The sequence below is a fragment of the Lyngbya sp. CCY1209 genome (genome assembly GCF_055795065.1).
The window spans coordinates 69,667-82,308 of the sequence record NZ_JAYFER010000639.1 but is presented as its reverse complement, the minus strand read 5'-3'; the positions used below and the strand labels follow the sequence as shown (position 1 = coordinate 82,308).

At 54.2% G+C, this 12,642-nt stretch carries 10 protein-coding genes; 5 read left to right on the top strand and 5 right to left on the bottom strand.

Going from position 1 to position 12,642, the window contains the following annotated elements; translation table 11 throughout:
* Positions 1-251 precede the first annotated feature (251 nt).
* The 4 genes from AC0QHF_RS25225 to AC0QHF_RS25210 all read right to left on the bottom strand — a co-directional run bounded on the left by AC0QHF_RS25225 (position 252) and on the right by AC0QHF_RS25210 (position 6,800).
* On the bottom strand, positions 252-3,410 hold the full coding sequence (locus tag AC0QHF_RS25225; RefSeq protein WP_324707024.1) for an efflux RND transporter permease subunit: 3,159 nt from the start codon (positions 3,408-3,410) through the stop codon (positions 252-254).
* Positions 3,411-3,671: 261 nt separating this feature from the next.
* Positions 3,672-4,352 (bottom strand): Uma2 family endonuclease, encoded by a 681-nt coding sequence (locus tag AC0QHF_RS25220; RefSeq protein ID WP_324707023.1) that lies wholly within the window; start codon positions 4,350-4,352, stop codon positions 3,672-3,674.
* Positions 4,353-4,435: 83 nt separating this feature from the next.
* A complete protein-coding gene (locus AC0QHF_RS25215) occupies positions 4,436-5,071 on the bottom strand; it encodes a Uma2 family endonuclease (RefSeq protein WP_324707022.1) in 636 nt (211 codons plus the stop codon).
* Positions 5,072-5,243: 172 nt separating this feature from the next.
* Positions 5,244-6,800, bottom strand: a complete 1,557-nt coding sequence (locus tag AC0QHF_RS25210; RefSeq protein ID WP_324707021.1) for an efflux RND transporter periplasmic adaptor subunit — start codon at positions 6,798-6,800, stop codon at positions 5,244-5,246.
* A 485-nt stretch (positions 6,801-7,285) separates the two neighbouring features.
* Between AC0QHF_RS25210 and AC0QHF_RS25205 the strand changes: the two genes are divergently transcribed.
* The 4 genes from AC0QHF_RS25205 to AC0QHF_RS25190 all read left to right on the top strand — a co-directional run bounded on the left by AC0QHF_RS25205 (position 7,286) and on the right by AC0QHF_RS25190 (position 10,849).
* Positions 7,286-8,137, top strand: a complete 852-nt coding sequence (locus tag AC0QHF_RS25205) for an Npun_R2479 family HD domain-containing metalloprotein (protein ID WP_324707020.1) — start codon at positions 7,286-7,288, stop codon at positions 8,135-8,137.
* 72 nt (positions 8,138-8,209) lie between these two features.
* The gene (locus tag AC0QHF_RS25200; RefSeq protein WP_324707019.1) at positions 8,210-9,328 is read left to right on the top strand and encodes an AI-2E family transporter; all 1,119 of its coding nucleotides are present in this window, start codon (positions 8,210-8,212) and stop codon (positions 9,326-9,328) included.
* A gap of 66 nt (positions 9,329-9,394) precedes the next feature.
* A complete protein-coding gene (locus tag AC0QHF_RS25195; protein ID WP_324707018.1) occupies positions 9,395-10,462 on the top strand; it encodes an ABC transporter permease in 1,068 nt (355 codons plus the stop codon).
* 66 nt (positions 10,463-10,528) lie between these two features.
* Positions 10,529-10,849, top strand: coding sequence for an FxLYD domain-containing protein (locus tag AC0QHF_RS25190; protein ID WP_324707017.1), 321 nt, complete (start codon positions 10,529-10,531; stop codon positions 10,847-10,849).
* On the opposite strand, the gene AC0QHF_RS25185 is transcribed toward AC0QHF_RS25190, so the two are convergent.
* The gene (locus AC0QHF_RS25185) at positions 10,756-11,226 is read right to left on the bottom strand and encodes a DNA phosphorothioation-associated protein 4 (protein WP_324707016.1); all 471 of its coding nucleotides are present in this window, start codon (positions 11,224-11,226) and stop codon (positions 10,756-10,758) included. The two genes, AC0QHF_RS25190 and AC0QHF_RS25185, sit on opposite strands and share 94 nt — an antisense overlap.
* Before the next feature lie 50 nt (positions 11,227-11,276).
* On the opposite strand from AC0QHF_RS25185, the gene AC0QHF_RS25180 reads away from it, so the two are divergent.
* A complete protein-coding gene (locus AC0QHF_RS25180) occupies positions 11,277-12,638 on the top strand; it encodes a DUF2252 domain-containing protein (RefSeq protein ID WP_324707015.1) in 1,362 nt (453 codons plus the stop codon).
* Positions 12,639-12,642 lie beyond the last annotated feature (4 nt).

Sequence of the window (12,642 nt, the reverse complement as noted above, 5' to 3'; positions counted from 1 at the left end):
TTGTCCGTTCCAAACGGAATTATCAACTGATTTGGTAAGTAAAATTTGCGAACCATAATCTACTATTTCCTTTGCGATTTTAGCTTCAGAACAGATCTCAATTATTTGATGTGATGTATCATTTCATCTTCTGACAGCATCCGATCGCATCAAATTTGATGTCACAAGGCTGTCAACGAATTGAAATGCGGTGGGCTGCATCAGAGCGTTTTAACGTTGATACAGCCTATTATAACCGGTTTCTGAGATTATCATTCCTGCAAGGGCGCGATATCTGTCGCCTCCCGAAACGCTTTCTCCCGCCGCCGCCGTTTGAACGGGTTGCGAATCCAGGTTTGGAAACTATCGACGTAGGTGAACCACACGGGGACCACCACCAATGTTAACAGGGTGGATGTGGTCATGCCGCCGATAACGGCGATCGCCATCGGACTGCGGACTTGGGAACCCGCCCCCAATTCTAATGCGATGGGTAGCATTCCGGCGATGGTGGAAAAGGTGGTCATTAAAATGGGGCGAAGTCGGGAAACACCGGCTTCGAGGACGGCTTGAAATCGGGGCATTCCTTCCCGCTGATTTGCCATCGAACAGTCCACCAAAAGGATGGCGTTTTTGGTGACGAGTCCCATTAATAAGACGATGCCGATTAATGCGAATAATCCCAACTCTTTTTGGGTGATCATCAGGGCGAATAGTGCACCGCCCAGAGATAGCGGCAGGGCCATCAAAATGGTGATGGGGATGATGAAGTTGTTGTACAGCAGGACCAAAATGGCGTAAATTCCCAGGACGGCCAATCCCAAGGCCCCCACGAAGCGGGTGAAGATGTCGATCATGATTTTGGCGTCACCTTCGGACTGCTGTTTGACGTCGGGGGGGAGGGGGTTCATGGCGGGGAGGGACTGGACTTTTGCTACCCCATCCCCGAGGGAAAGGCCGTCCAGGTTGGCTTCCAACTGGACTTGCCGCGATCGGAAATAGCGATCGATGGCCGCCGGACCGCTGCCGATGGTGATGTCGGCGACGGCAGAGAGGGGGACGAGGCGCCCGTCGTTGGCGGGGATTTGCAGGTTTTCGATCGCCTCGAAGTCGTTGCGAAATTCTTCGGCCAACTGGACTCGGATGGGAATCTGGCGGTCCGGCAGGTCGAATTTGGGCAAATTGGCTTCGTTATCTCCCAAAGTCGCCAATAACGCCGTCCGGGCGATCGCCTGCACGGATACGCCCAAATCCCCGGCCCGCTTGGGATCGGGGCGGATCAGGATCTCCGGTTTCACCAAACTGGCGGAGGAGGTGACTTCCACGAGTCCGGGCAGTTCCCGCATCTGCCGTTCGAGGGCGTTTGCGGTCGATAGCAGGGATTCCGGGTTGTCGCCGGTGAGGACGATGGTCAAATCTTTGCTGCTGCCGCCGGCCCCTTGGGATTGGAAGCTGACCCTCGCCCCGGGAATCTGCCCGAACCGCGATCGCATTTCGGTTTCAAATTCGCCCTGGGACATCTCCCGTTCGTCGCGGGGCACCAGGTTGACGTAAAGGGTGCCTTTGTTGACTTCCGTCGCCCCACTCCCGCGGCTTCCCACCACAGCCAGGACGTTATCGACGGCGGGACTTTCGGCCAGCAGTCCCATCGCTTCCTGGGCGGTGGCCTCCGTGTCCGCCAGGGTCGAACCCGGCGGCAGGTTGATGGAAACGGTGCTCAACCCGGTATCGCCGCTGCTAAATAACCCTTTGGGGATCAGGGGTACCAACTGCAAGCTGCCGATAAAAAATGCGATCGCCAATAATAAGGTGGTGATCCGGTGCCGGAGTGCCCAGGTCAATAACTGGCGGTAGGGCGAAAATCGGCGCCGGGGACGGGGCGAATTTTGGGGCATTTTGTCCCGTTTCCGGGGTTTCAACAATCTCGCCCCCAGCAGCGGGGTCATGGTGCAGGCCACCAGGGTCGAGAACATGGTGGAGGTGGCTACCGTCACGCCGAAGGGTTGGAAAAATTGTCCGGGGACGCCGCCCATAAATGCCACGGGAATGAAGACGGCGACGATGGTGGCGGTGGTGGCGACGACGGCTAGTCCGATTTCCCGGGAGGCGTCCAGTGCGGCCCGAAACGGGTGTTTCCCCATGCGAACGTGCTGGTCGATATTTTCCATCATGCAGATGGCGTCATCGACCAGGTTTCCCATCGCCAGGGCGAGGGCCAGCAGGGTCATGCCGTTGAGGGTGTAGTCGAAGGCTTGCATGACCATGAATGTGGGCAAAATGGACAGCGGCAGGGCGATCGCGGTGATCAGGGTGGGCCGCGGGTCCCGCAAAAAGAGTCCGACGACGACGACGGTTAAGATGGAGCCCAAAACGAGGGCGTCGATGGAGGCTTGGTAGGATTCGCGGATGGAGTCGGCGTCGGTGACGATCAGTTCTAAATCGACGTCTTCGGGGAGGGTGGTTTCGAGGGTTTTGACGCGATCGCGGATTCCTTCTTCGACGCTGACGAGGGTGCTGCCGGTGCTCCGCAACACGGAAAAGGCGACGACGGAATTGCCGATTTGATCGGTCGGGGAGGAGAGGGGAAAATCGGCGAATTGGGCGACTTGTCGGACTTCCGCCACCCCGTCGGTGACGGTCCCGACGCTGGAGAGGGGGACGGAATTTCCGGAGGGGAGGATGATGGGGTAATCCCGCAGGGTTTCGACGGTTCGGGCACTGCCGAGGGTGCGGATACTCTGTTCGCTGCCGCCGACTTGCGATCGCCCCCCGGGGAGGTTGATGTTGAAGGCGCGGATTTGGTCGCTGAGTTGGGTGGCGGTGAGGCCGAGACTCTCCAGGCGGTCTGGGTTGAGTTCGATGCGGATTTCGCGATCAACGCCTCCCAAGCGCTGAATTTCGGCCACGCCGGGGACGTTGAGGAGGTCGCGGCTGATGGTGCGATCGACGAGATCGCTGAGTTCTTCGACTGATCGCTTTTCGGAGGTGACGGCGTAGGTCATCACTGGACCGCCGGCAAATCTCAGCCGCTGGACGACGGGATCGTTGATATCTGAGGGCAGGCTTTGGCGAATTTGGGCGATCGCATTTCGGACGTCGTTGGTGGCGCGATCGCTATCTGTTCCGAGTACGAAACTGACGGTGGTATTGGATACGCCGTCTGTCACCGTAGAGGTGAGTTGGTCGATATTTCCCAATCCCGCGATCGCGTCTTCTACCTTTTTCGTGACCTGGGTTTCCAGTTCGTTGGGACCGGCGCCGGGTTGTGTCACGGTGACGGTGACGGCGGGAATATCGATGTTGGGTGTATCGTCGATTCCCAGTTGGAAAAATGACATCAATCCCACCAAGGTGAGGATCAAAAACATCACCAGGGTGGGGACGGGTTTTCGGATCGACCAGGCGGAAAGGTTAAAGCTGTTTTGATTCATCGTTAATTTGCAATAATCCGTTTTCAAGAATAGTTTGAATAAACCGGGTTTCTCGGAATATCTCTAGTTGTCATCTACAATTTCGATAGAAACCCGGTTTCTAGCGATCGTGAGAAACCCGGAAAGCGGCTAACCGAGTTCAAAGTCCCCCTTTGGAAGGGGGATTTAGGGGGATCGCCAATGTTGATACCGGAGAACTCCTTTCAAAAAGGCAACCCGTCCCTTCAGAAACGAGGCAACCGGAGACGGTTGCCCCTACTACTACGGTCGGCTTTCCGGTTTATTATTTGACGTTTGACTGAATTGAATTTGTTCTCTCACCCAAGCGCGAAAGGCTTTCATTGTTTTATTCCTCCCTTCAATTTTACTGCGGTTCAAATAATCGGGAATGGCTGTAATAATTGGAATTCCCGGAAAATGCGGACTTTCTTGCAATTGTATATATTCGCCATCCTGCAAAACATTGATTTCCAATTTTTCCCCGTCAAATCGCCACAATTCCCTCACCCCCAATATCCGATAATTGTCGAACCGAGTCCGGGAGGTGATATCGATTTCAATCGCCAAATCCGGGGGCGGATCGACGGTTAAATCGATCCGTTGTTTTCCCCGAACCAGCGATTCATTTTCGATATAAAAACACTGGTCTGCCTCGATGCCTTGATTCATGTTTTGACTTTTAAATGTTGTCGAAGCCAAATTGCGAAACTCGATATCATATTCTTCTAACAACATCTCGACAAAGTTTCCGATAATCACCTTATCATCTTCGTGTTCTGGCAGAGGCACCATAATTTCTAATAATCCATGACTGTAATTGATCCGAGAACCGCGTTTTTCTCCAAACTCTTCTATCAAGTCTTCATACATTTGCCAACTGACATCTTTGAGAAGCAGTTGTTGGCCGGGGTTGACAACCAATTGTTCGAGTTGAACTTGCATCTTGATAAATCCTCGATTTATATAAAAATAGAATCTGCTTTTTTTGGATAGCATTAAAAGGGCTGAAGTCCAACAACGGATGTTTATAATTGTTGTTGTAACCAGTCTCGGAACCGGCGGCGGCTGGCGAGTCGCCCTTCGTCGCCGCTGCGGTTGAGAATGGCGGGGATTTCTCGGATTTGGATTGGTGGGAAAATTTCGCTATTTTCGGTTATTCTATATTCTCCCTCCCGCAACCGATAAATGGTCAATTCCCCCCGTTCGACATCGTAATTCCACACCTCGGGAACTCCGAGGCGGGCGTAAATCGGCAGGCGGTTTATGGATTTGTTGGTCAAATCGATTTCCAATGCCAAATCCGGGGGCGGATCGCGATCTAAGTCGAATCGAGATAACCCGCGAATCTGCCGTTCATTTTGGAAATAAAAGCAATCGTCCGGTTCCACTCCCGCCGATTTCGCCTCCCGCTTCCAGGTGGTTGAGCCCAGACATTCGTATTCGAGATTTAGGAGATCTGCCATGTCCTGAATGGCGAGGCTGAGGGCGTTTTTATATCGTTCGTGATCGGGGAGGGGTGTCATAATTTCTAAGCTGCCGTTATCGTAAGCCAAACGATGCGATCGCGACTCCTCCAGATCCTCCAGAAGTCGGTTAAATTGTTCCCAATTGAGATTGTAGAGAACGACGCGATCGCTCCGGGGATAATTGCTGACAACCATGTTCGCTTTTTCTCACCACAATACCGATCGCATTTTAGCAAAATTCCCAATCCTCCGGGCGACTCGTGCCGGAGATGGCGATCGCCATGTTCGAGAACAATTCTCCCCCCTTCTCCCCCCTTACAAAGGGGGGCTGGGGGGGATGGGGGCTGGGGGGGATATCTCGACCAATTCACCGAGAAACGACATTGACGCGATCGCCGTCTTTCAGGTAACTCGCGCCGGAAATCACGACGCGATCGCCCACTTCCAACCCCCGTTTAATTTCCACCGTGGCGTTACCCAAATCGCCCGGACGGCCTTCGAGTTTCCCCACTTCCACCGTTGTCGCCTCCACCGTTTCATCCGGCAATAAACGGTAGACGATCGACGTGCCGTCCGCCTGGGGGACGATCGCCTTGGCGGGCACTTTCATCCCCTGAGTCCGGGTCGTGGCGATCGCCGCCCGCAGGAACATCCCCGGACGCAGGAAAGAATCGGGAATCGCACCCACCGGAGGAAGGTTAATTTTAACCGTGGCTTCGCGGCTGTTCGGGTCGATGAGGGGGGCAATTTCCCGCACGGTTCCCCGGACATTTAAATTGCGATCGGCGTCGGAGGTGACGGTGACGGGGGCACCGATTTTGACCTGGGAAAGTTGGGTTTCGGGGACTTTGGCGTGCAGTTCCAATTGGCTGCCGGCGATGATCGAAAAGAGTTCTTTATTGCCGCCGGTGACGTCCCCCACCCGTGCCGTGCGTTCGGCGACGATGCCACTCATGGGGGCGCGGACGACGCTCTGCGATCGCTGAGTGTTCAACTGTTCCACCTGGGCTTGGGCGCTGCGGACTCCGGCTTCGGCGGTGCGGATGTCCGATCGCGCACTTTCGACGTTGGCCTGGGCGCTGCCCACGTTGGCCTGGGCGCTGCTAATTTTGGCCCGGGCGGCGGCGACGTTGGCCTCGGCGACCCGCACGGCTTCTTCGGCGGTTTTGGCGGTGGTGAGTCGGGTTTCGAGTTCCTGGCGGCTGACGACGCCCTCGGCGCTCAGTTCTTGGTAGCGTTCAACTTCCCGGCGGGCCTGTTCCAGGTTGGCTTTGGCTTCGGCGACGCGGGCCTGATTTTGGACGAGGAGGGACTCGGCTTCGGCTTGGTTGGCCCGGGCCTGGGCGAGGGCGGCTTCGGCTTGTCCGAGGTTGGCTTCTCGCTGGCGGACGCCGGAACGGGCGGACTCGACTTCGGCTTCGGCCCGAGCGATCTGGGTTCGCACCACGGAATCGTCCAGAATCGCCATCACCTGCCCCTCGGACACGATGTCGCCCTCATCCACCAACACCTGTTGAATTTGCAGCCCGGTGGCCTGGGGCAGAACGGGCAGCAGGTCGTAGGCTTCGACGCTTCCGGTCACGTCCAGGGTGCGTTCGACGGAGGCGAGCTCGACGGGGGCCACGGTCACGGTCTGGGTGGCGATCGCAGTTTCCTCGGGAACGGCTTCCGCTGCGGGGGTCTGGGTTTCTTCCGGGTTCGAGTTGAGAGCGTCCGGGGCGAAGTGGAGGACGGCTAACGTGGCGGCGACCCCGACTCCGATGCCGATCGCGATTTGTCGCCAACCGCCGCCTCGGGGAGGTGGGGGGGGCGCGAGGGGAGGGTCCCGGTCCGGGTCTGTTTCCGGAAGGTAGACCTCATTTTCATCTGGCGATGCTTCTTGATATTGGTTTTCCAGCTCTGATAATATATCTTTATGAACCACAAGCGATCCTCCCGCCAATCCTTAACTCCATTGTAAAGAAAAGTTGCACAGTTTCGGGGTTTCCGGCTGGTTTTCGGAGCCGTTTCGTTACCATTTTCCGACCGGGTGATCGGGGGTTCGGACGGCGTATGCCCCGCCATTTATAGATTTCCGCGATTTTGTTCGGCGAATCGGCGCGATCGCGGCCCCGGGTCTGATATTTACATTTCTTGATTTATCGTTACATTTTCTCATTTTTTCGGACGCGATCGGCCCCGCCGCACCCGGCCCGCATCGGCTCCGATAGCGCGGGGAGCATTGGGTATGCTAGAAATGCGATAACGTCGGGGAAAGATTCCTCACGGCCGCGATCGCATCCCATTGGGCGGGGAGTTTCCGAGTCCTCCCAAACGAGTCGGCTTGAAACTGAAATCCGGGTTCCCAAACTCTCCTCCTTTTCCGAACGATGTTTTCTATCCATTCAGTAGCAACCGGGATTCATCCAGATGGTTTTTAATGCAACAGAATTTTTGATTGACGCCTTTGTCGAACTGATCCGGGACGGCTACCGTCGCACCTACGGCGGTTACAAATCCAACTATGAGGATATTGTGGGATGGGCCGGAAATATGGCTCTCGAAAATATCGCCAACAGCGACGCTTTATATCATAACGTAGAACACACAATTTTGGTGACATTGGTCGGCCAGGAAATTTTGCGGGGAAAACACATCCGCGAAGGGGGGGTTTCCTGCGAAGATTGGCTCCACTATATCATCTCCCTCGTCTGTCACGATATCGGCTACGTCAAAGGTGTCTGCCGGAAAGATCGAGAGAATGCTTTTGCCACGGGGCGGGGGGCGATGGTGGATCTGCCGGAGGGCTGTACGGACGCGAGTTTGACGCCCTATCACGTCGATCGCGCCAAGTTATTTATCGAGGAGCGATTCGGCGGCCACAAACTGATCGATGCCGAAGTGATCAAGCGAAATATCGAGTTGACTCGGTTTCCAGTACCCAAAGAATCCGACCATCAAGATACCGTCAACTACCCCGGTTTGGTGAGGGCTGCAGACCTGATCGGTCAGCTTTCCGACCCCCGCTACCTGAAAAAAATTAGCGCCCTATTTTACGAATTCGAGGAAACGGGATTCAACCAAAAAGTCGGCTACAAAAGCCCCGAAGATCTGCGAAGAAACTATCCGCAATTCTACTGGAACGGGGTCTATCCCTACGTCAAAGACGGGTTGAATTACCTCTCCCTCACCCAGCACGGAAAGCAGATCGTCGCCAACCTCTACTCCAACGTTTTTGTCGTCGAACATGACGAGACGACGGAACCCGCAATGGTTGTCTGAAGAGAATTGACAATTAAAAATTAATAATGATAGATTGTTCGCCTTCCCGATGACCCGATATTGAGGACAGTCATGAACTCAATTTTTTCGCCATTGCAAAAATTTTTAATTACCTGGGTATTGATTCTGGTGGCGGGGGGACTGACTTTGAAAGCCGTCGAGTATGTCGGCGAGTTAGTCACCATCTTAATTGTCGCCGGATTAATCGCCTTTATTTTGAATGCGGCCGTCGCCCGACTTCAGCGCTTTATTCCCCGGGGAATTGCGGCCGCTTTGGTGTATTTAGCCGCGGCGGTGGTGGTGACGATCGCGGTCTTGACGGTGGCGCCGCCCATTTTCAATCAGACCCGCCAGTTCATCGCCAAACTGCCCGAGTTGGGGGAGTCCGGACGGCAACAGTTGGAAGTGTTTCAAGGCTGGAGTGCGGAGCGAAATCTGCCCTTCGACGTGGGTATTTTGCAGCAGCAACTCCTCAATAAATTGCAGGGACAAGCCGAGGCGATCGCCGGCCGGAGTTTGGGTTTAGTTTTGGGGACGTTTAACTGGGTGATCGACCTGATTTTGATCGTCGTCATTTCCTTTTATATGCTCATCGACGGCGAGCGGCTGTGGTCGGGATTGACGAAAATTTTGTCTCCCCCGCTGCGATCGGTATTGACCGAATCTTTGAAGCGAAATCTGCAACGATTTGTCTCCGGACAGTTCCTCCTGGGGTTATTTATGACCACCGTCCTCGCGCCGATCTTTTTTATTTTGGGCGTGCCGTATTTTCTGTTGTTCGCCGTTTTTATTGGTTTGATGGAAGTCATCCCGTTCGTGGGCGCCACGTTGGGAATCGGCAGCGTCACGATTATCGTGGCATTTCTGAATTGGTGGTTGGCTTTGCAGGTGTTGGCGATCGCCGTGGCGGTTCAGCAGGTGAAAGATAACGTCGTCGCCCCCCGAATTATGGGGAATTTGACCGGCCTCAGCCCTGTGGTTATTTTGTCGGCCCTGTTGCTGGGTGGAAAAGTGAGTGGCTTGTTGGGCGTGGTCTTGGCAATTCCCATCACCGGAGTGATCAAGAGTATCGTCGAAGTGGTTCTCAACCCCGAATTGCCGCCGCAGACGGGTTCATTTTTCTCGGAACTGCCCCAAAACGGCGATCGCGCATCCGCCCCGGAAAAATTGGCGGATCGGAACGTGGTTTAAATGCAGATTTTCGGGTACAATTATATTTGAATTGACCGAACGAATTTCCCTTTTAACAAACAGCCTATGAAATGGTGGCAAAGACTTCGGAAAAATCCCCTGGCGCAGTTGGGTGCGGGATTGCTGATATTTTTCTATGTGGTGGCGATCGCGGCGGATTTCGTGGCACCCTACAGCCCCTATACAACCCAAATGGACGGGTCCCTCCTCCCCCCCACGGAAATTTATTGGGTCAATCCCGAGGGCGAATGGATCGGCCCCCACGTCTACCCCACCACCCAAGGTCCCGTCGATATCGACACCGGAGAGCGGCAGGTGATGGTGGATTGGGACAACCCCTCCCCACTGCGATTATTTGTTAAAGGAGAACCCTACAAAATTTTCGGTTTGATCCCCTTTGATCGCCACTTATTCGGCGCGGTGGGGCCGGCGCACATCAACGTTTTGGGCACGGACGAACAGGCCCGAGATCAGTTCAGCCGCCTGGTTTTTGGCAGTCGAATTAGCCTCAGCATCGGTTTGGTGGGAATTTCCATTTCTTTCCCCATCGGAATGATCGTCGGCGGCATTTCGGGTTATTTCGGCGGCTGGGTGGATACCATTGCCATGCGACTCGTGGAAGTGTTGATGACCATTCCCGGGCTGTATTTGCTGGTGGCTTTGGCGGCAGTTCTCCCCGTCCAAATTACGAGTACCCAGCGATTTTTACTGATTACAATTATTATTTCATTTATCACTTGGTCGGGGTTGGCGCGGGTGATTCGTGGACAGGTGCTTTCGATCAAAGAGCGGGAATTCGTACAGGCGGCCAGGGTGATGGGTGCCAATTCATTTTATACCATCGTCCGCCACGTCCTTCCCCAGACGGCGACCTACGTGATTATTTCGGCGACGCTGACGATTCCGAGTTTCATCATTTCCGAGTCGGTATTGAGTCTGATCGGATTGGGAATTCAACAGCCCGATCCCTCCTGGGGAAACTTATTATCTTCGGCGACAAACGCCTCAATTTTGGTGTTGCAACCTTGGTTGATTTGGCCCCCCGCGCTGTTAATTATTCTGACGGTTTTAGCCTTTAATTTACTCGGCGACGGCCTCCGGGATGCCCTCGATCCCAGAAGCGTGCAGCGGTAGTTGTCGCTATCAGAAATAATTTGAAAATGATCTCGCCCCCAAACCCCCAATCCTGGGGGCTTTGAGATGAATCCCGAAAATATCTCGATTTCCGAAGTCGAAGACGACGGCAAAATATTGCGGGGAACGGTCGTCAACAAAACCTGCAATACACTGAGAAACTTGAGGGTCAACTATCAGGTTTTCGACGGCCAAAATAACCCGATCGACAACGGATTTATTGCCGTCGATCCCGCCGTTCTGGAACCGGGGGCGATCGCGAAGGCGACTCCCGTGGATGGGCTCTGGCGGTATCACCCCAAAAACCGACTCAGATCGAAGTCTTCCTGGGGTTCCTCGCCGCGATCGCGTTCCGAGAGTAACAGCAATAACAGGCGATCGGAATAGTCCACCGCCCCGCGACATTCTTCCCGCAAAATTTCCAGCCCCCCGTTGGCAAATTCCTCGAAAATTTTCACCCGTTCCGCCTCCGATTCCGCGTCAAAAGGTGAGATAATTTTGGTAGTCCGAGTTTGGGCGATCGCGATCAATTTAATCACCCAGTCGTAACCCCTGGAAATAAAAATTTCCAGGGAAATGGGGGCGGGATCTCGCTTGGAAAAGCCGTCGAGGGGAATCCGTTTTTTCCGCCGTATCCCCAACGCCGCCGCAAAGACGACGACATCGGCGTAGGTTTGGAAGGGGCCGGTTCTGTCCTCCGATTCCGTCAGTGCCCGCACCAACTCCGCCTTATCTTTTGCCACCCGAATTCGATTGATAGACATTGCGATCGCACGTTCTTTTATATTTCTAGTTTAAGCCGAAATTGACCCCAATGAAAACCTCACATCACCTGATCGCCCTGCTGCTGTTCGCCGTCGCCTGTTCCCCCCTGTCCGGAAGCGATCGCGAAACCACTGTCATCGAGGCGATAACCGATCGCAACGCTAACATTTCGGAGCGCGATCGGGAGGCTAAATATTGCAAAATGGCAGCCTCTCCGTTCATGTTTTATCGGGGAACCAACCACCTGTTTTGGATGGATTTCGCCGGGGACGATCGCCGGCAAAAATTCGGCAATGAAAACACCAAAACTTGGATACAGGGCGACCTCCACACGGACAATTTCGGGTCTTTCAATACCGGCAAAGGCGACATTATTTACAACGTCAATGATTTCGACGAAACCACCCTCGCCGACTATCAATATGATGTCTGGAGATTTGCCGTAAGCTTGGTTTTAGTCGCCCGTCAAAATGACCTTTCTGTTGAGGATGAAAAAGAGATCGTCGATGCGTTTGCGGCATCTTACCTCGACACCTTGGAGGAATATCGGGGGAACGACGACGAAACGAAAACCGAGTTCACCAAAGACAACACCAACCCCCGGCTGTCGAAACTTTTAGAAACAGTCGAAGAGAAAGGAAATCGCGAAAAACTGTTAACTCTATTTACCGAAAAAACCGCAGCAGGGCGGCGGTTCACCCTGGAACGCGATCGCCTCGAAGCCCTCACGCCGGAGGAAAGGGGGCAATTTCAAACGGCGATTGAAAATTACGGCAAAACCCTGTCGGGAGATCTGCAATACAATCCCCAACATTTCCAAATGAAAGATGTCGCCCGCCGGCTTTTTGCGGGGACGGGTTCCTTGGGAACGCCGCGTTATTATGTATTAATTGAAGGGGAAACAAAATCCGACGATGACGATCGCCTGTTGGATGTCAAACAGCAGTCCAAACCCACCCCCTACGACTATCTCTCGGAGGGCGATCGCCAACAGTACGATCGCCTGTTTGAAAATGATGCCCAACGCCACCAAATCGGCTATTTAGCCCTTCTCGGAACGGCGGATAATTATCTCGGTTGGATGCAACTTGCCGACGGGTTTTATTCGGTTCGGGAAATGTCGCCCTACAAAGATGATATCTCCACCGACAAACTTAATAAAACGGAGGAAATGATTGAAATGTCACAACAGTGGGGGCAAATTATCGCCACCGATCACGCCCGCAGCGATCGCGATTTCGATCCCCAATACATCCCCCATTCCTTGGAGGCGGAAGTCGGCGAGTTGACGGACGGCAACCACGAGGAATTTCGCCGATTGGTGAGTTCGATCGCCACGGAATACGGCGATCGCGTCGAGGCGGACTGGGAAATCTTCACCGAAACCCTGAAGCCTTCCGATTGTCGATAGGTGA